The 18,880-nt window shown below is 63.8% G+C and carries 19 protein-coding genes; 13 read left to right on the forward strand and 6 right to left on the reverse strand.

Annotated elements, in window-relative coordinates:
• The first annotated feature begins 60 nt into the window (after positions 1-60).
• From H8F27_RS02505 to H8F27_RS02530, 6 genes are all read left to right on the forward strand, one after another.
• On the forward strand, positions 61-1,173 hold the full coding sequence (locus H8F27_RS02505; protein WP_370594458.1) for an S-(hydroxymethyl)glutathione dehydrogenase/class III alcohol dehydrogenase: 1,113 nt from the start codon (positions 61-63) through the stop codon (positions 1,171-1,173).
• A gap of 22 nt (positions 1,174-1,195) precedes the next feature.
• Positions 1,196-2,059 (forward strand): S-formylglutathione hydrolase, encoded by an 864-nt coding sequence (gene fghA / locus H8F27_RS02510; RefSeq protein WP_197151016.1) that lies wholly within the window; start codon positions 1,196-1,198, stop codon positions 2,057-2,059.
• A 73-nt stretch (positions 2,060-2,132) separates the two neighbouring features.
• Positions 2,133-3,149 carry a metal ABC transporter substrate-binding protein gene (locus H8F27_RS02515; RefSeq protein WP_197151018.1) on the forward strand — a complete coding sequence of 339 codons (1,017 nt, stop codon included), beginning with the start codon at positions 2,133-2,135 and terminating at the stop codon, positions 3,147-3,149.
• An 18-nt stretch (positions 3,150-3,167) separates the two neighbouring features.
• Complete coding sequence (locus tag H8F27_RS02520) at positions 3,168-4,682, forward strand: iron uptake porin (RefSeq protein WP_197151020.1); 1,515 nt, start codon at positions 3,168-3,170, stop codon at positions 4,680-4,682.
• Positions 4,683-4,738: 56 nt separating this feature from the next.
• A complete protein-coding gene (locus tag H8F27_RS02525) occupies positions 4,739-5,821 on the forward strand; it encodes a GTP-binding protein (protein ID WP_197151024.1) in 1,083 nt (360 codons plus the stop codon).
• Positions 5,822-5,870: 49 nt separating this feature from the next.
• Positions 5,871-6,014, forward strand: coding sequence for a hypothetical protein (locus H8F27_RS02530; RefSeq protein WP_197151025.1), 144 nt, complete (start codon positions 5,871-5,873; stop codon positions 6,012-6,014).
• A 16-nt stretch (positions 6,015-6,030) separates the two neighbouring features.
• Here the strand turns inward: H8F27_RS02530 and H8F27_RS18165 are convergent, their stop codons facing one another.
• Entirely contained in the window at positions 6,031-6,183 is a 153-nt protein-coding gene (locus H8F27_RS18165; protein ID WP_197151026.1) for a helix-turn-helix domain-containing protein, read from the reverse strand.
• A 156-nt stretch (positions 6,184-6,339) separates the two neighbouring features.
• Here H8F27_RS18165 and H8F27_RS02540 point away from each other — a divergent pair, with 156 nt between their 5' ends.
• The 4 genes from H8F27_RS02540 (at position 6,340) to H8F27_RS02555 (ending at position 11,593) form a co-directional block, all read left to right on the forward strand.
• Positions 6,340-7,911: an iron uptake porin gene (locus tag H8F27_RS02540; RefSeq protein ID WP_197151031.1), complete on the forward strand. Its 1,572-nt coding sequence runs from the start codon at positions 6,340-6,342 to the stop codon at positions 7,909-7,911.
• A 136-nt stretch (positions 7,912-8,047) separates the two neighbouring features.
• Positions 8,048-9,094: an extracellular solute-binding protein gene (locus H8F27_RS02545; protein ID WP_197151033.1), complete on the forward strand. Its 1,047-nt coding sequence runs from the start codon at positions 8,048-8,050 to the stop codon at positions 9,092-9,094.
• 24 nt (positions 9,095-9,118) lie between these two features.
• The gene (locus tag H8F27_RS02550) at positions 9,119-10,669 is read left to right on the forward strand and encodes an iron ABC transporter permease (protein ID WP_197151035.1); all 1,551 of its coding nucleotides are present in this window, start codon (positions 9,119-9,121) and stop codon (positions 10,667-10,669) included.
• A gap of 348 nt (positions 10,670-11,017) precedes the next feature.
• On the forward strand, positions 11,018-11,593 hold the full coding sequence (locus H8F27_RS02555) for a ferritin (RefSeq protein ID WP_197151037.1): 576 nt from the start codon (positions 11,018-11,020) through the stop codon (positions 11,591-11,593).
• 1 nt (position 11,594) lies between these two features.
• Here the strand turns inward: H8F27_RS02555 and H8F27_RS02560 are convergent, their stop codons facing one another.
• Both H8F27_RS02560 and H8F27_RS02565 read right to left on the reverse strand, forming a co-directional pair.
• On the reverse strand, positions 11,595-11,885 hold the full coding sequence (locus H8F27_RS02560) for a hypothetical protein (protein WP_197151038.1): 291 nt from the start codon (positions 11,883-11,885) through the stop codon (positions 11,595-11,597).
• Between the two features lie 8 nt (positions 11,886-11,893).
• Positions 11,894-12,490: a Crp/Fnr family transcriptional regulator gene (locus tag H8F27_RS02565; RefSeq protein WP_197151040.1), complete on the reverse strand. Its 597-nt coding sequence runs from the start codon at positions 12,488-12,490 to the stop codon at positions 11,894-11,896.
• A gap of 331 nt (positions 12,491-12,821) precedes the next feature.
• Here H8F27_RS02565 and H8F27_RS02570 point away from each other — a divergent pair, with 331 nt between their 5' ends.
• The 3 genes from H8F27_RS02570 to H8F27_RS02580 all read left to right on the forward strand — a co-directional run bounded on the left by H8F27_RS02570 (position 12,822) and on the right by H8F27_RS02580 (position 15,308).
• Positions 12,822-13,340, forward strand: coding sequence for a hypothetical protein (locus H8F27_RS02570; RefSeq protein WP_231596475.1), 519 nt, complete (start codon positions 12,822-12,824; stop codon positions 13,338-13,340).
• Complete coding sequence (locus tag H8F27_RS02575; RefSeq protein WP_197151042.1) at positions 13,337-14,332, forward strand: hypothetical protein; 996 nt, start codon at positions 13,337-13,339, stop codon at positions 14,330-14,332. Before H8F27_RS02570 ends, H8F27_RS02575 begins: the two co-directional genes overlap by 4 nt.
• A 142-nt stretch (positions 14,333-14,474) precedes the next feature.
• On the forward strand, positions 14,475-15,308 hold the full coding sequence (locus tag H8F27_RS02580; protein ID WP_197151043.1) for a hypothetical protein: 834 nt from the start codon (positions 14,475-14,477) through the stop codon (positions 15,306-15,308).
• Between the two features lie 22 nt (positions 15,309-15,330).
• On the opposite strand, the gene H8F27_RS02585 is transcribed toward H8F27_RS02580, so the two are convergent.
• The 3 genes from H8F27_RS02585 to H8F27_RS02595 all read right to left on the reverse strand — a co-directional run bounded on the left by H8F27_RS02585 (position 15,331) and on the right by H8F27_RS02595 (position 18,859).
• Positions 15,331-16,302: a formylglycine-generating enzyme family protein gene (locus H8F27_RS02585; RefSeq protein WP_231596476.1), complete on the reverse strand. Its 972-nt coding sequence runs from the start codon at positions 16,300-16,302 to the stop codon at positions 15,331-15,333.
• A 3-nt stretch (positions 16,303-16,305) separates the two neighbouring features.
• The gene (locus tag H8F27_RS02590) at positions 16,306-17,817 is read right to left on the reverse strand and encodes an arylsulfatase (protein WP_197151044.1); all 1,512 of its coding nucleotides are present in this window, start codon (positions 17,815-17,817) and stop codon (positions 16,306-16,308) included.
• Positions 17,818-18,001: 184 nt separating this feature from the next.
• Positions 18,002-18,859, reverse strand: a complete 858-nt coding sequence (locus tag H8F27_RS02595; RefSeq protein WP_197151045.1) for a bile acid:sodium symporter family protein — start codon at positions 18,857-18,859, stop codon at positions 18,002-18,004.
• Positions 18,860-18,880 lie beyond the last annotated feature (21 nt).

An 18,880-nucleotide genomic window follows, 5' to 3' on the forward strand; every position in this document is an offset into this window, starting at 1 on the left:
AACTAGGCCTCTGCACCAAAGCCCGCGCCCGAAGATGGAGCTCCCCTCACCCCCACAGCGATGATCCGCTCCCGCGCCGCCGTTGCCTGGGCCCCGGGCCAGCCCCTGGAGGTCACCGAGATCGATGTGGCCCCGCCCCATGCCGGTGAGGTGCTGCTACGGGTGGTGGCCACCGGCGTGTGTCACACCGACGCTTACACCCTTTCAGGCGCCGATCCCGAGGGCCTGTTCCCAGCCGTGCTGGGCCACGAGGGAGGCGCCATCGTGGTGGAGATCGGCCCCGGTGTCACCTCGGTCGCCGTGGGCGACCACGTGATCCCCCTGTACACGCCGGAGTGCGGCAGCTGCAAATTCTGCCGCTCTGGCAAGACCAACCTCTGCCAAGCGATCCGCACCACCCAGGGCCAGGGGGTGATGCCCGATGGCACCAGCCGTTTGTTCAAAGACGGCCGGATGCTGCACCACTACATGGGCACCTCCACCTTTTCTGAGTACACCGTGCTGCCGGAGATCGCCGTGGCCAAGATCAACAAAGCGGCCCCCCTGGAGAAGCTGTGCCTGCTGGGTTGCGGCGTCACCACCGGCATCGGCGCCGTGCGGCACACCGCCAAGGTGGAACCCGGCAGCACTGTGGCTGTCTTCGGGCTGGGCGGCATTGGGCTGGCGGTGGTGATCGGCGCGGTGATGGCCGGCGCCGCGCGGATCATCGGCATCGATGTGAACCCGGAGAAATTCGCCATCGCCCACCAGCTCGGCGCCACCGACTGCATCAATCCCCGCGAGTTCGACGCTCCGATCCAGCAGGTGATCCTCGAGCTCACCGAAGGCGGGGTGGATTACTCCTTTGAATGCATCGGCAACGTTGAGGTGATGCGCGCCGCCCTAGAGAGTTGCCACAAGGGCTGGGGCGAGTCGACGATCATCGGCGTGGCTGGCGCCGGCGAGGAGATCAGCACCCGGCCCTTCCAGCTCGTCACCGGGCGAGTGTGGCGCGGCTCGGCCTTCGGAGGCGTGAAGGGCCGCAGCCAGCTGCCGGGATTTGTGGAGGAATTCCAACAGGGCCTGATTCCCCTCGACACCTTCATCACCCACACCATGGGGCTCGAGCAGATCAACCACGCCTTTGAGCTGATGCAGCAGGGCAAGAGCATCCGCTCAGTGATCCATTTCTGAGCCCCCGCTCTGCCTGATCGCCATGCTCGAACTATTGGTCGAAAACCGCTGCTTTGCTGGCTTGCATCGCCGCTACCGCTTCCACTCCCGTGAGCTGGCAAGCGACACGGTGTTTGCTGTGTTCTTGCCGCCCCAAGCCCTCGAGGGGGCCCGGGTGCCGGTTCTTTACTGGCTCTCAGGCCTCACCTGCACAGACGAAAACGTCATGCAGAAGGCCGGCGCCCAGCGGCTGGCCGCCGAGTTGGGTCTGGCCCTGGTGGCGCCCGACACCAGCCCCCGCGGCGAAAAGGTTCCTTCTGATCCCGAAGGCAGCTGGGACTTCGGCCACGGCGCCGGCTTCTATGTGGATGCCAGCCAGGCGCCCTGGAGCCGGCACTACCGCATGCACAGCTACGTAACCGTGGAACTGCCGGAGCTGGTGGAGGCCCAGCTGCCGATCAACAACCGGCGCGGCATCAGCGGCCACTCCATGGGAGGCCACGGCGCCCTGGTGGGTGCCATGCGCCATCCAGGCCGTTACTCCTCTGTCTCTGCCTTGGCTCCGATCGCCAATCCCGCCCGCTGCCCGTGGGGCCAGAAGGCTTTCAGCTATCTGCTGGGCAGCGACCACCAAACCTGGCAGGCCTGGGACGCCAGCGCGCTGCTCACTGCCGGCCGGGGACCGGTGGGTCCAGATGGCCGGCCCCTGCCGCTGCTGGTGGACCAGGGCAGTGCCGATCCGTTCCTCGCCAGCGAGCTCCAACCCGAGGCCCTGGAAGCCGCCGCTACAGCCAGCGACCATCCCCTAACCCTGCGGCACCAGGCCGGCTATGACCACAGCTTTTTCTTCGTGTCCAGCTTCATTGACGACCACCTGCGCCACCACGCCGCAGCCCTGCTGAGCTGAGAGCGGGTAGAAGACCGGCAGCGAGAACCATTATCGTTCCAGCATCCCTAGGCCTGGCTGCTCTGCGCCCGTGATGCACCGATTCCACTCTCTCCACTGGACGGTCACCAGCGTTGCCCTGGCAGGGGCCCTGGCCTTGCAGGCCTGCCAGCCAGTCCGCCCCCCAGAGGTGATCGCCGCCGATGGCGTTCTTTGCGACATCACCCAACGCCTGGCCGCAGGCGATCTGCGGGTGAGCTGCCTATTGCAGCCGGGCGACGACCCCCATCAATTCCGGCTGACGCCCCAGCAGAGCCGGGAGCTCAGCCAGGCCCAGCTGGTGCTGATCAACGGCTACGGCCTCACCCCAGCCCTGGCCAGCGCGGACAAGCCGGGAACAAGCAAGACCAAAACCGTGGCCGTAGCCGAGCTGTCCGTACCCAACAGCCCCGTCCTGGAGGCAGAGCCACCGGCCGCCGATTCCCACCAGCCCCACGAGCACCTCGATGCGGCAGGCCATGCGCATGGCGATCGGGATCCCCATGTGTGGCACGATCCCCAACAGGCGGCCGCCCTGGTGACGGAGGTAGCCCGCCAACTCAGCCAGCTCAAACCCGCTGCCCAGGAGCGCATCACCGCCCGGGCCAAGGCGATGACGGCAACGCTGCAGCAGCTCGACGCCTGGAACCGCAAACAACTGGCCACCATTCCCGCCGCCACGCCCCTGGCCACGGGCCACCGGGCCTTTGCCAGCCTGGCCCGGGCCTACGGACTGCAGGAGCTGGCGGTGGTGGATGCCACCAGCAGCAGCGCAAACCTGCGCCCCCAGGCGTTCCAGGCCGTGGTGGAGCGTTTGCGGCGCGAGCGGGTGCCGATGCTGTTCGCCGAACAGCTGCCGGCGGACAAGGCGCTGCAGCGGGTCAGCAGCCTCAGCGGTGTGCCCATCGCCGCCGAGCCGCTGGTGGCCGATGGCCTCGCACCGGAACCTGGCGGCAACGGCAACCTGGTGGCCACCCTCACCGCCAACACCTGCCTGATCGTCAACGGCCTGGGCGGCCGCTGCGACCCATCCGGCGAGCAGGCCCTGAACCAGCGCTGGAAAGCCATCTAAACAGAACCAATCCAATCAATGGACATTCGCGCCTCATTGATAATCCCATCGACTGCCCTGGCGCTACTGGCGCCCCTGGTGGCCAGCGCCACCGAGGCCAATCTCGAGGCACTGCACCGCCATGCAATTCACCGCTATGCCGCTGCTCCCCCGGGCGCTGAACAGATCACCAGCATCAGCGAGTTCACCGATCTGCGCCCCACCGACTGGGCCTATCAGGCCCTGACCAACCTGGTGGAGAAATACGGCTGCGTCGCCGGCTACCCGAATGGCACCTTCAGAGGTGGCCAAGCCATGACCCGCTTCGAGGCCGCCGCCCTGCTCAACGCCTGTCTCGATCGGGTCACTGAAGTGACCGACACGCTCAAGGGCCTGATGGCCGAGTTCAAGCAGGAACTGGCCGTGCTCAAGGGCCGCACAGATGGCCTCGAAGCAAAAGCGGGCCAAATCGAGGCCAGCCAGTTCTCCACCACCACCAAGCTCTCTGGCCTGGCCACCTTCATGGTGGGTGGGGTGAGCAACAATCCCGCCGGTGAGCGGGTCACGTTCAACTACGACCTGCAGCTCAACCTCGACACCAGCTTCACCGGCAAGGATCTGCTGCGCACGGTGCTGCGGGCCGGCAACTTTGACACCACGCGCAACGCCTTCAACATCGGCCTGTCCACCCTGGAGATCGCCTTTCAGGAAGAGGGAGGCCCCGACGTGGTGGGCATCGACAAGATCTTTTACCAGTTCCCGCTTGGGCAGTCTCCGATCGGTGGCCAGTTCACCGCCACCCTCGGCGGCCGGGTGGGTCAGGAAGACATGCTCGCCCTCTGGCCCAGCGCCTACCCCAGCGACACCATCCTCAACGTGCTCACCCTCAACGGTGCACCGCTGGCCTACAACAAAAACCTCGGCCCCGGTTTTGGCCTCTGGTGGCAAGACAACGGCTGGAGCGTGAGCGCCAATTACGTGGCGGGCAATGGGGCCGATTCCTCCCAGGGCCTGTTCAGCAGCACGTCAGCAGGCACCAGCACCGTGCAGCTGGGCTACGGCCAGGAAAACTGGGGCATCGCGGCGATCTATTCCTATGTCGAGGCCGGTGTGGCTGTGCCCGGTGCCACCCCGTTCATCACCACCCAGATCGAGGAGAACGGCGTCAACACCAATGCCTTTGGCATCAGCGGCTTCTGGCAGCCGGCCGAGAGCGGCTGGCTGCCCTCGATCAGCGCTGGTTACGGCGTCAACGGCAGCTCCGGCTCAGACCTGCGCACCAGCCAGTCGTGGATGGTGGGCCTGCAGTGGAACGATGTGCTGGCGGAGGGCAACAGCTTTGGCATGGGGGTGGGCCAACCCGCCTTTGCCACCGCTACCCGCAATGGGGCGGCCAGCGAATCCGGCGTGTGGGCTTGGGAGTGGTGGTACCAGTGGCAGGTCAGCGATTCCATCTCCGTGACCCCGGCAATCTTCGTGCTCAACAATCCGGGGGGGAATCAAGCAGGCGGCAACCAGGTCGGCGCCCTGATCAAAACCAGCTTCCGGTTCTGAGCCAGGGGCGATGGCGCCCTTCCTAGGGTCAACTCAATTCGGCAGCTCCCAACTCAATGACCGCCAGCGCCAGCGAATCCAACGTGATGGCAGCAGCCCCCACAGGCCTGCCGGTAACCATCCTCACCGGCTTCCTGGGGGCGGGGAAAACCACCCTGCTCAACCACATCCTCAGCAACCAGCAGGGCCTGAAAACGGCCGTGCTGGTGAATGAATTTGGCGAGATCGGCATCGACAACGACCTGATCGTCGCCACCGGTGAAGACATGGTCGAGCTGAGCAATGGCTGCATTTGCTGCTCGATCAACGGCGAGCTCCTCGAGGCCGTCTATCGAATCCTGGATCGCCCCGAGCCGGTCGACTATTTGGTGGTGGAGACCACCGGCCTGGCCGACCCCCTGCCGGTGGCCATGACCTTCCTGGGCAGCGACCTGCGCGATGCCACCAGGCTCGACTCGATCATCACCCTGGTGGATGCGGAAAACTTCAGCGCCGAGCTGCTGGAAGGAGAGGTGGCCCGAGCCCAGATCGTCTACAGCGACATGCTGCTGCTCAACAAGTGCGACCTGGTGAGCGAAGAGCGCCTGAGCGCCCTGGAGACCCAGCTGCGTGAGCTCAAAACCGACGCCCGCATCCTCCGCTCGGTGAAGGGGGAGGTGCCCCTACCCCTGCTGCTGAGTGTGGGCCTGTTTGAAAGCGACAAGATCGTGGCCCAGCAGCTGTCCAGCCCCGAGCCGGAAGACCACAGCGCCTGCGATCACGACCATGGCCACTGCGAGCACGAACATGAACACTCCCACGAGCACGCCGCCCATCCCGACCATGCCGCGATAGAGGGCTACACCTCGCTGTCGTTTGCGGCCGACGGTCCCTTTGCCCTGCGCAAATTCCAGAACTTCCTCGACAATCAGCTGCCCGCCGAGGTGTTTCGCGCCAAGGGGATCCTCTGGTTTAACGAGAGCGAGCGGCGGCACGTGTTCCACCTGGCCGGCAAGCGCTTCTCAATCGACGACTCCAACTGGCCCGACGCCACCCGCAAGAACCAGATCGTGCTGATCGGCAAGAACCTCAACCACGACCAAATCCGCCGCCAGCTGCAGCTCTGCGTTGCCAAGAATGCCGGTAAGGGCTTCGCCTGAGCAGAAGCCGGCCAACCTGGCTAGGGTGCTGTTAGCAAATCTTGACGCTATGGCTGAACTGATTCTCTGCTCTGGCGTACTTGCCCTCTTCGGTCTGGCCTTGTGGCTCACCACCGACTCCGATGACGACAACGGCGGCGGTGGCTTGATGCAGCCGGTTTTGGTGCCCGTGCCCGTGCGCCGCCACCACTAACCCTGGCTGAAACCTGCTAATCCTCCAGGAAAGCTGGATCAAACAGCAGGCCCATCTGTTGATCACAGCTCAGCAAGGCCGATCTCTTACGCAACAGGGACATCACCCGAGTCACCGTTGAACGGGTCGAGCCCACCAGTTCAGAGAGTCGCCGGTGGGAGAGGGCCAAGAAAAGCTGAAGCCATCATCAAGAGGGCACACCACAGCACGTGACTTTTGATACCTGGATTTGAATCAAGATCTTGCGCCTTGGCGGGCAGGATCCAATAGAAGAGAACCCAGTTGATTCCTTTGGGAATCCACTTACTTCTGTTGTGAGGAGTTCATGAATCCGTTCCAGCGCATGCTGCTGGCACCAGCCGCCCTTGGCTTGGTGCTTCCTGCCGTGATCGCCCCTGAAACCGCAGCCGCGGCTGAATTGGGGTCGCCGAATGGCCGCGAGGCCATCAATGACTACATGGAGCAGCAGGAAATTGACGAGCTCAAGGCCTGGCGTTCCCGCAACCAGGTCACCAGCGTCAACCAGTTTGCCGATGTGCGCCCCACCGACTGGGCCTATCAGGCTCTCTCCAACTTGGTGGAGAAGTACGGCTGCGTGGCCGGCTATCCCAATGGCACCTATAAGGGCGGGCAGCCCATGAGCCGTTTTGAGGCGGCCGCCCTGCTCAACGCCTGCCTCGATCGGGTCACCGAGGTAACCGATGAGCTGCAACGGCTGATGGACGAGTTCAAAAAAGAACTCGCCGTGCTCAAAGGCCGCGTCGATGGCCTCGAGGCCAAGGTTGGCACCCTGGAGGCCCAGCAGTTCTCCACCACCACCAAGCTCAAAGGTGAGGTGAACTTTATCCTCGGTGGTGTGCCTGATTACGACGGCAATACCACCGGCAACCAAGACCGCACCACCTTCAACTACGACCTCCGTCTCAACCTCGATACCAGCTTCACCGGTAAGGATCTGCTGAAAACTCGCCTGCGCTCCGCCAATTTCACCGCCGCCAGCCCCTTCAACGCCGGCGACAGCCTCTTCAAACTAGATAAGGCCTCCAGCACCAATGCGGGTACCGGCGGCATCAATGGGCTCGACACCATCACCATCGATCGCCTCTATTACCAGTTCCCGGTCGGCAAGCAGTTCACCCTTACCGCCGGCGCGCTAATGCGCAACACCGAAACCCTTGCCTTCATTCCCACCGCCTACCGCTCCCAGCTGCTCGACTTCTTCTCCGTTGCCGGCACACCGGGCGTGTACAACAAGGCAACCGGAGCTGGCTTTGGGGCGGTGTGGAAGCAATCCGTGGCCAAAGGTAAGGGCTTCTGGAATACCTCCGTCAACTTCATCGCCCAGGACGGAGAACTCTCCACATCCGGCATCTTTGACAGCGCGGGCAAGCTCAACACCACCGCCCAGCTCGGTTACAAGGGACCCAACTGGGGCGCTGCTGTTGCCTACCGCAACGGCACCACCGGCACCCGCACGATCAATGCCAACGGCACCGCCTTTAACTCGCTGGTGAATGACCAGATCTCCAACAACTTCTCCATCGCCGGCTTCTGGCAACCACCCAACACCGGAATAATCCCCTCCATCAGCGCCAGCTACGGCTTCACCGATATCAGCGGGGGAAGCGGTGGCGCGGCCAACTCCCAGTCCTGGTCGGTTGCGCTGCAGTGGGACGATGCCTTTGTCAAGGGTAATTCTGCCGGCATCGCCATCGGCCAGAACCCCAGTGCCGGCCCTGCCGTGGAGGATCCCCTCTCCCTGGAGCTGTTCTACAAGTTCCAGGTGACCGACAACATCTCGATCACTCCGGGGCTCTTCTACATCTCCAATAACTCCAACCAGGTCAACGACAAAGACCTCTGGGGAGGCGTGATCCTAACCCAGTTCCGCTTCTGATCATCAGCCCGCTTCGGCGTAGCAATTGTTACGCCGAAGACTCCCTTTGATCACGCAGCTGCAGCCCAACAAATCCGTAGCTTGAAACCACTGCCTGCATCCCTTGCGTGCTTGGACGCCGATTTTCCATAACACCATGAGACCCCTGTTTTTCCGCGATCTCAGCATTCCGATCGGCATGGGCGCCTTGGCAGCCACCACCCTGGCTAGCGCCATTGGTGTAGCTAGCCTCGCCCAGGCTGGGCCCAAAGACGTCAACGTCTACTCCGGGCGCCACTACAACACCGACAAACAGCTCTACGCCGAGTTCACCCGTCGCACCGGCATCAGGGTCAATCTGCTGGAAGGAAAGGACGATGAATTGATCCAGCGTCTGCGCAGCGAAGGCAGCAAGAGCAAGGCCGACCTGCTGGTGCTGGTAGATGCCGCACGGGTCTACCGGGCCCAGGAGCTGGGCTTGTTCCAAACCATCCGCTCCGCCGAACTCAACAAGGACGTGCCTGCCAACCTGCGGGACCCGGCCGGCCGCTGGTTTGCGCTCACCCGCCGGGCACGGCCGGTGATGGTGAACCCAGCCCTGGTCAATCCCAAGTTGATCCGCACCTACGCCGATCTCAGCCGCAGCGAACTCAAGGGCAAGCTCTGCCTGCGCAACCGGGCAAGTGTGTACAACCAATCACTCACAGCCGACGAACTGGTGCGGCGCGGCAAGCCAGCCACCCAGCAATGGATTAAGGGAATGGTGGCCAACGTCAAAGAGCCGCTGTTCACATCTGACACCCCGATGCTGCGCGCCGTCGGCCTGGGCCAATGTGGGGCGGCGATCGCGAACCAGTACTACCTGGCCCGCATGTTGCGGGGTGACAATGGGGCTGATCGCGCAGCGGCCGCCAAGGTGAAGGTGGTGTGGCCCAATCCCACCCACATCAACATCACCGCCGGGGGTGTGACCAACAGCGCCAGAAACCCTGAAGGTGCACGCAAGCTGCTGGAATTCCTCGCCTCGCCCAGCTCCGGCGAGGGCTATGCCTCGGCCAACGACGAGTATCCGCTCAAAGGCTGGGGCAACAATCCCACCCTGAAGGCCTTCGGCACGTTCAAGGCGTCATCAGTCTCGATGGAGCAATTGGGGAGGCGCAACCGCGAGGCGGTGGAGCTGATGGCACAAGCTGGCTGGAAATAGGGCCTGGAGGCGATTTCGATTTTGATGCAGACGGCAGCTACCAGCCCTGCAGCCGCCAGTGCTCCACCGCCCCGCGCGAGCCGCTGGATTCTGGTGGGCGGGGTTGTGTTGGTGAGCCTGCTGGCCCTGGCCCCCCTGCTCAGCTTGCTGGGCGGTGCCCTCTTTGGCGAAGGGCCTGGCGGCCTAGCCCTGGGTGTCGATGGGGTTGAGCAGATGCGAGGAACCCTGTTGCTCGTCGCCGGAGAAGGCTTTCTCGGGGCCATTTTGGGCACGGCCATCGGCTGGCTCACGGCGGTCTGCCGCTTCCCTGGACGCCGCTGGCTGCGCATCGCCCAGTTGGTGCCTATGGCCTTTCCGGCCTATCTGCTGGCCGCCAGCCTGATCGACTGGGCCAGTTATCGGGGGCTGCGCATCCACGGCCTCGGCTGGGCCGTGCTGCTGCTCACCCTGGCCAACTACAGCTATGTCTTCTTGCTCAGCACCGAAAGCTTCTCCGTCAGTGGCCGGCGGCTGCTCGAGGCCAGTCGCAGCCTGGGTGTGGGGCCCTGGTCCAGCTTCTTTCGGGTGGCGCTACCCATCGCCCTGCCCTCCATCGGCGCTGGTGTGGCCCTCAGCGCCATGGAGGTGGTGAATGAATTGGGCGCCGTACGCCTGCTGGGGGTGCCCAGCCTCTCGGCCGGAATCCTCGATCGCTGGCAGGTGGATGGCAACCCCCAGGGGGCGGCCCTGCTCTCCTTGGCGGCGCTGGCGATCGTCGCCCTGTTGATCACAGGCGAGCGGCTGCTCCGCCAGCGCAGCCGCCGCTGGAACCTCGAGGGCCGTGACGCTGCCGAACACGTTTGGCAGCTGCGGGGCTGGCGGGCCCTGCTGGCCCAGCTGGTGACGGCCCTGCCCCCGCTCTGCGCCCTGGCGATCCCGGTGCTGTGGGTCCAGCAGGGCTGGCAAGCCCTGGCGGCAGAGTCGATCGGGGAACTCACCCAGCTCGCCAGCCGCAGCCTCGGCTTGGCGCTGCTGGCGACAGGGCTCACCGGCATGGGCGCGCTGCTGCTGGCCATCTGCCGCCGCTGGAGCCCCCAACCCCTCGTGCAGCAGCTCAGCTTCCTGGCCGGCCTGGGCTACGCCATCCCCGGCAGCGTGCTGGCCCTGGGCCTGATTGTGCTGGGAGGACCGCTGGGAATTAGTCCGGTGCTGCTGCTGCTGTGGGGCTACGGCGACCGCTTCATGGCCGTTTCCAAACAGGGGCTTGATGCCGGCCTGGAGCGCATTCCTCCAAGCATCGACGAAACGGCCGCCAGCCTTGGCTGCAACTGGCAGGGGGTGCTCCGCCGCATTCACCTACCGCTCCTGAGGGGCCCACTGCTGGTGGGCAGCCTGCTGGTTTTTGTCGATGTGGTGAAGGAACTGCCGATCACGCTGGCCCTGCGTCCCTTCGACTTCGACACCCTGGCGGTGCGGGTGTTTCAGTACGCCAGCGATGAACGGGTGGGGGCAGCCATGGCCCCGGCGCTACTGATCATGGCGCTTGGCTTGGTTGCAGCCCTCGCCCTGGTGCCGACGCTTGAGCGGCGGGACTGAAGCCCAGACCCGCCAAGCCCTCCTCGCATCCCCTCCTAATCCCGGCCGCAGCGGCACTTGCCGCCCTTCCACTTCGAGCATTTGCTTTGCTTGCACCCCTTGTGCTTGTCGGCGCTGGGTCCCCGCTTCCCCAGGGGGGGCGGGGTGTCGTGACAGGGGCCAAGGGGTGCGGCCATGCTGGAAACCTCAATCGGAAGCTTGGGATTGGTTCCAGCCTATGGATCGCCCACCCCCCTTGGGCCAGTGTGATCGATCCCTGCGGCCCCTGTTACGGGCCGTTGTGCCATTTGTGACGTCAAGCAATCGGGAAGCCATCGCTACTGTCAGGCCAGTTGCAACGCTGAGCCGATGGAGCAATCCAACATCGCCACCCATGCAGTGGCCACTGGTCCGGCCGGCCGGGCCATGGCCCAACCGATGGACGCCAGCTTGCTGGAGGGATTGCAACAGCACCTCACCATGGAACGCCAGGCCAGCACGGCCTACTGGGCCATGGCGATCTGGTTTGGAGAACGGGAACTGCGGGGCTTCTGCGAATACCTCAAAGGGGAAGCCGGTAATGAGCAACAGCATGCCGCCCAGCTGGCCGACTACCTGCTGGCCCGCGGCCAGACCGTATCTCTTGAGGCGTTAGCCGCGCCAATGCAGCAATGGCGCAATGCCGAAGAGATCTTTGCTGCCATTTTCCAGTTGGAAGCCGACGTCACCAGCTCGTTGCAACAGCTCTACGTCATGGCGGAGCGGGCCTCAGATGTGCGCTCCACCGTGTTCCTCGATCCAATGGTGCAGGGTCAGATCGCTTCCGAACATGAGGCCGCCCACCTGCTCGGCCGGATCCGTTTTGCCCAGACCAACCCTGCAGCCATGCTGGTGATCGATGGCGAACTGAGCGAGGGCAAACATGCCCCAGCTTCTCTGGCCTAATTCAGCAGGCCAGGGGACGTCGGGTCAGCTCATCGAGGAAGGCGACGGCAAGATTGTCCCGCACGGCCCTGGTGCGGGACAGCTGCTTGGCGCTGGCCTGGAGCTCTAGGCGGCGACCCTGCAGAAGCTGGAGCTCCTGCTGCAGGCGGTCCACCAAACCCTCCTCGCGGCAGCGGCCGATGTCACCGACCACCTGCCGGGCGCGGCAACGTAACCGGTCGGCTTCCCGGCAGAGGCTGGCGACCAGGCTCTCCGATGGTGGGGAGCTACTTGGGGGGATCGGACTGGGCATGGCAGAACTCAGGCCGCAGCCAGGGGAGCAGTTTCAATCAATTCCGGGGCCAGGCGCATGCCGGGTTCACCGACCGGAGCCTCGATCAAGCGGGCCTGACGGATGCGGGAAATCAGGCGGGTGGTCGTGACCCGAGTGGTGCCGATCAATTCACCGATGCGCTCATGGGTGAGACGGAAGGGCAGATCACACCAACTTCCGCAACGGCGCCCCAAGCGGCGAACCAGCAGCCCGAACAGGGCATGCAGGCGCTGCTCGGCGCTGCCCAGGTGGCGGATGCGCAAGAGCTGCAGGGTCCATTCGTTCACGGCATCAAACCCTTCACCCTGACGGGGTTCGGCATCGCTGCGGAAACTCAAGGGGGTGAGGGCCTCGACGCAGACGCCCTCACTGCAGAGGCGATCCGTACAGAGCTGGTCGCCGGCCTGCAGGAAGGCGAGGGTCATGCCCTCTGTCTCCTCACAGGGGCAATAGACACGGGCCACCCCCTCGAGCACCTCGATGCAGCTGCCACTCGGCCCGCGAGCCGGATCCAGCAGCACGGTCTGACCTGCCGGCATGCGCACGGCAGGGGCGGGATCGTCGGGAAGGAAGCGAAAACTCATGGCCAAAGGGGAGGGGGCCTATTGCGAATGACTCGCAACCTAAACAAGCCCCCGCCCCTTTTGCAAGCGATTCTCAGTAACAACTGTCAATTGCAACCGGGCTTGGCGCGGGTGACACCCCAGCTCGGCTGCACAAAAGCCCCAAAGATGGAGCCGTAACTGGCTAGAGCCAGTCACTGATTGCGTTTTTTGCCAACTTTTACTGCCAGGGCAACATCATGTTGCTGCAGATCCATGCTTTGTGGCCCTACGCAACAGGCCGCTGCCAAATAGCTTCGCCCTGGTCAAGATATGGTTGTTTCCCACCAATGCTGGGGAGTACTTATTCATGGTGAACCGCAAGATTCTGCCCAGCTGGCCCTGCCGCCGGATCGGCCTGCTGGCCGCAGCTGCCACAGGTTTAGCTGCAACCGCCTTAGCTGCAGCTCCCGCCCTGGCCCAGTCGGACACGCTCTACAAACTCGACACCAAGTGCAGCGTCAAGGGCGGGGCACCCCAGGCTTGCGTCATTGAGGCCGTCAACGAGGGCAGCGCCACCCTCTACCGCCACATCATCGGCAAAACCGTGGAGACGATCCGCGTCACCGACAGCCCCGTGCGGATGAGTGTCTGGGTCGAGGGCACCAAAACCTGGAAAAACCTAGACAACGCAGCGGCGCGCTTTTCCACCAACACGATCTGCTTCAACGGTCGGGATCTCTGTGCCATCAACCCCAACTACCTCAACAGCGTTAGGGAAGATCGTCCCGACACCACCGCCGGCCGGGATCTGATCAAGGTGCAGTTTGGCGCCGACGGCCGGATCAACCTCACCTGCTACGACGACGGCTGCAAGGGGATCGGCCAATGAGAAACTCCCTAAACGGCCCCCTGGCGGGATTCGGCCTGGTGTTGGCCGGTGCGATGACAGGTGTAATGGCCCTGCCCATGGGGGCAGCCCTGGCCTTTGAGCGCCCCTTGGCGGAGAACAGCACCGCCGCCCTGTTCGACCAACTGGTGGCTCGCGGTGGGGGTGGCGGCCGCGCTGGCGGTGGCGGCCGTTTGGGTGGCGCCGGTGGTGGAGGTGGCGGTCGCAAGGCCGGCGGCCACAGCGGCTTCAGCAACAGCGGCCCCGGACTTAACCGCGGCTCCACCAAGCCCGCAGGGGGTTGGAGCACCAGGGCCCAAATGGGCGGGAGACCATCTCTCAATCGCCCCGCAGCGTCGACCCGTCCGGCCGCCGCCAACCGTCAGGCAGCGGGGTCTCGCCCCGGCGGCTCAATCGGCAGCGGTGACCGCATGGCCACTCGGGACAAACCCGCAACCCGCGACCTGAAACGGGATGGCAACCGCAGCATCAGCCGGGATGTGAACAGGAACGTGAACAGGGATGTCAATCGCAACGTAAACCGCGATATCAATCGGAACTGGAGCCGCAACGTCAACCGCGTCAACACCTATCCCGGCTGGGCCCGGCCCGGTTGGGGGGTGGCTCGGCCCTGGAACCACGGCTGGTATGGCGGCTGGAGCACCCCTCCGAGCTGGGGTTGGTGGAGCGCGCGGGCTGCAACCTGGGGAATCGCCAGCCTGACCACCGCAGCCATCATTAACAACGCCGTCAGCAACGCCATTGACGCCCACAACGACTACATTGTTGTGGCCAACACGAACTTCGAGTTGCTCTACGGAACGGTCCAACCGACGAGCAGCGATTCGGTCAGCTTCGTGATCAAGGTGGACGGCTCTGAGTACCAGCTCAATGCCAACTGCAAGCGTGGCACCATCAATGGCCAAGACCCCAACAGTGCCGCTGAAGCCGAGCTGCTCAATGCCGCCTGCCAGGTGGCCTACGGGTCGGCCTGAGGTTGCCACGCCGGGCTCAAGGCCCTGATGCTCTCGGGCCCGCGGAAAACTCCGCGGGCTTTTTTGCAGGTCAAAATCCAGCCAATCATCGCTGCAGAAACTCCTGAGCCCCTACTTAGTTCGCACAAGTCACCAACTATCAATGCCAGCCAAGTTATTGCGCTTCTCGCAAAGTTCTGCCTTATCTGCAGCTGCCTGCCTCTGCATCGCAGCTACCCCTGCCAAGGCCGAGCCCTGGCGCAGCAGCGTCGAGCTCTATGGGCCAGTGCCCCTGAGGCTCGACACCACAACCACGGTTGTAACCCAAAACAACCGCAGCGTGACCACTGAGGCCGTACTGAACCTGGACCAGGTTCTAGACAATCTCCAGTGGATTACGGCTGTACGAGGCAGTGTGGAAAAGGGTCGCTGGGGTGTGCTCACCGACCTGAGCTACACCAAGCTCGGCCAGGAGGAGGGGGCCACCACCCCCAACGGCTTGCTCACCGGCCGGGCGAGTGTGAATGTCAGCCAGGGCATCTACGACCTGGCAGTGCGCTATCGCTTTGGGGAGCCAGAGGCGGCGGTGGGCACAGCCGGACAATTCAGCCTGATCCCCTACGCCGGCATTCGCGTCATTGATGCCCAAATGGATGTGGCTGCCCAGGTTGATCTGGGCAACATTCTCAGCGTTCAACGACAGGGCAACTTCGGCCGCACCTGGGCCCAACCCCTGCTGGGCACCCAGGCCAGCCTGTTTCTCTCACCGCGGCTGCGGGCCTTTGCCCGCGCTGATATCGGTGGCTTTGGGCTGGGCGGCGCCAAAGATCTCTCCGGCAATGCCCAGATCGGCCTTGGCTACGCGATGGGCAACAGCACCGATCTGAACATTTCCTGGCGCTATTTCGGGCTTGATTACAATAATGGTGGCAATCCAGACAGTGGCTTCAGCAGCTACCAGAATGGCTTGGAAATTGGTTTGAAATTCTTCTTCTGATCCCCATGGCCCTCGAGCAACGTCAACTCTGAGTGATATCCAAACTCTGAGTGATATTTAAGCCAGGCGGCCTGACGATACAGCGGAAGCCCATGTGGCTGGTGCTGGTGTCGATCCCCTGAGCCATACGAGCCGCAGGCCGGTAGCGACGGCAATAACTGGGGGCACAGAGAAAGGAGCCGCCTTTCACCACCTTGCGCGGCGCGGCGCCGTGCTGGGAGCCGGGGTCGATGCTTGCCTGCTGACGGGCGCTCTGGGCCTCGGCGCAGCATCCGGCCGCCCCTGACTGATGGGGGCCATACCAGCTGTCGGTCCATTCCCAAACGTTGCCGATCATGTCCACCAGGCCGTAGCCGTTGGCGGGGTACGCGCCGACTGGCGAGGTGAGCTCCCAGCCATCCAGGCAGCTGTTGTGATGGGGGAAGTCACCCTGAAAGGTGTTGGCCACGGGCACGCCGCCGGGATGGAGTTCGTCGCCCCAGGCGTATTCGCAACCCTCCCGGCCGCCCCAGGCGGCCCGCTCCCACTCCTCCTCCGTGGGCAGTTGCTTGCCGATCCAGCTGGCGTAGGCCGCTGCATCGGCGTGGGCCACATGCACCACCGGGTGCTGGCCGCGGCCCTTGATTGAGCTGCCGGGGCCCTCGGGATGGCGCCAGCTGGCGCCGGGCACGTACTGCCACCAGCTGTAGTGGTTGGCCTGCCCTACGGGTCCGGCAGGTGGCACGAACACGATCGAGGCCGGGTGCAGCTGGGCCGGATCTGCATCGGGGTAGAGGGCCGAATCAGCGAAGCTCTCAGCCAGGGTTCGGTAGCTGGTGGCCTTCACAAACTTCAGGAACTGGGCATTGGTGACCGGGGCCCGATCGATCCAGAACCCCGCCAACTGCACCCGGTGGGCCGGCGCCTCCTCCGGATAGTGCTGGTCAGAGCCCATCCAAAAAGAGCCCGCCGGAATCCACACCATGCCGGATGCCGGGGGCCGCTTCGAGGGCATGGATCAGCCGCCGCCGCTGGCAGCCTGTTCGAGTTTTTCCATCACCCGCTCCAGAGAGAAGCTGGCCGCCTTCTGGCGGGGTGGGAACTCCACAAAGGTTTTGAGGAACTCGCCCACATAGGTCTGGGCCGGAACCAGGAGGAAGATGTGATCAAACATCCAGTCCCAGTAAGTGTTGGAGGTGATGTCGGCCCGCTCATATGGATCGGTGAGCAGGTTGAAAATCTTCGGCACCCGCAGCTCCACGAAGGGCTCGGCCCAGATCTGGCAAGTTCCCTGCTCCCGCTGCTCCTTGAACACAAACTTCCAGTTGTCGTAGCGCAGGCCCACCAGATCACCGTCGTCGGAGAAGTAGAAGAACTCCCGCCGCGGGCTCTTGTCGGCCTGGCCCGTCCAGTAGTCGAGCATGTTGTACCCATCCAAATGGATGTGGAAGGTCTTCTCGCCCACCTGATAGCCGGTTTTCAGCTTTTCCTTGATCTCCGGCTCGCCGGCGGCAGCAAGCAGGGTGGGCAGCCAGTCGAGGTGGCTGCAGATGCCGGTGATGTTGGTGCCGGCTGGAATCTTGCCAGGCCAGCGCACCATGGCCGGCACCCGGTAAGCCCCTTCCCAGTTGGTGTTCTTCTCGCTGCGGAAGGGAGTCATGCCGGCATCGGGCCAGCTATTCATGTGGGGGCCGTTGTCGGTGCTGTACATCACGATCGTGTCGTCGGTGATGCCCAGCTCATCGATTAGGTCGAGCATTTCGCCGATACATTCATCGTGATAGATCATCACGTCGTGATATTCCGACTGCCAGCGGCCGCTGCGGCCCACATCCTGCGGGCGCGCGTAGGTGCGGAAGTGCATGTGGGTGGTGTTGAACCACACGAAGAAGGGCTCCCCAGACGCCACCGCATCGCGGATAAATCGCTCGGCCTCCGCCATAAATTCATCGTCGGCGGTTTCCATCCGCTTGCGGGTGAGCGCTCCGGTGCTCTCGATCCGCTGGCTGCCATCGCCATTGGCCCAGCTGTGGAGCACGCCGCGGGGTGCGAAGCGCTTGCGGAAGTTGGGGAACTCGGGGTCATCCTCTTTGGGGTAGTCACGCAGCTCGGGCTCCTCCTCGGCGTTGAGGTGGTAGAGGTTGCCGAAGAATTCGTCAAAGCCGTGCATCGTCGGCAGGTGTTCGTCGCGGTCGCCGAAGTGGTTCTTGCCGAACTGGCCAGTGCGGTAGCCCTGGGGCTTTAGCAGCTCGGCGATGGTGGGATCTTCGTCCTTGAAGCCCTGCTCGGCGCCCGGCAGGCCCACCTTGGAGAGGCCGGTGCGGAAGACGCTCTGCCCGCTGATGAAGGCGGCGCGGCCGGCGGTACAGCTCTGCTCAGCGTAGTAGTGGACAAACTTGGCCCCTTCATTTGCCACCCGGTCGATGTTGGGGGTCTGGTACCCCATCAGTCCGTGGCTGTAGCAGCTCAGGTTGCTCTGGCCGATGTCATCGCCCCAGAGGATGAGGATGTTGGGCTTTCCGTTCGGCATGGCAAGGAAGGGGGCAACTGCACCTGCTTTGAGGATGGGGATAGGGGCTAGCCAGGGCGGGGGATCAATGCACTTCTTCACATGCACTTGGAGAGCTGGCCCTATATCCCACAAAGGATATTTGCGCAAAAGTAAAAAATCAGCGCAAAGCGCAAGTCAGGCCTACAAGTAAGAGCCCCTCAAGTCAGCACCGCAAGCTGGCCTGCCAGCGCAGGAAAGGAATGGATAAAATAATTGTTATGACCAGGTAAACCAAAATTCCCAGCTTCACGGCCGGCACCCCGGGGGCATGGGTAGAAGCCAGCAACAGGGCCAGGCCGGGATTGCGCATCGAGGTGACCAGGGCGAGGGTCACCCGTTGGCGGGGATCGGGATCCGCCAAGCCGTAACCCAGCGCCAGGCTGAACAGCACCATGGCGGCCATCACCGGCAGGGCAACGGCGTTGGCGCCCACATAGGTCATCAGCAAGGGGCCTGCCTTGACCAGCAACAGCAACACCAGGGTCAGCAGCAGGACATTGGCGATGCGATCGAGGGGCAGCTCAATCCGCTTTGCCAGGCGGGGTGCAAAGCGACGCAGCAACAGGCCGAGCACCAGCGGCAGCAACTGGGCAAGGGCAACCTGACCGGCCACATGACGGGGCTGGATGGCCCAGCCAGCAACACCGAACAGACGGGTGAACAGGAGCCCCAACAGGGGAATCGAGACGATGGCCAGCAGGGCAGCGGCCACCTGAAGCAGGGCCGCCAACGAGCGATCTCCTCCCTGCTTGGCGGCCTTGCGCATCAACAACGGCGCACTGGGGCAGACAGCCATCAGGGCAATGGCAAAGCGGGCCGGCTGGGGCAGGGCCAGGGTGGGCGACCACATCAGCAGCAGGGCCGTCAGGGGCACGAGCACACAGGTACCCACAAGGGCACGCAGGATCAGGCCCCGGTTCTGCTGCCAGCAGCTGAAACCCTCAAGTGGCAGGCCCACCCCAAGGGAAAACATGATGGCGAACAGGGTTGCAGAAGTCAGCTGGAAAGGGGTTGGCAGCATCTCAGAAGGTCCGGGTTTTAA

It is taken from the genome of Synechococcus sp. CBW1108, from assembly GCF_015840335.1.
Lineage (GTDB): Bacteria > Cyanobacteriota > Cyanobacteriia > PCC-6307 > Cyanobiaceae > Cyanobium_A.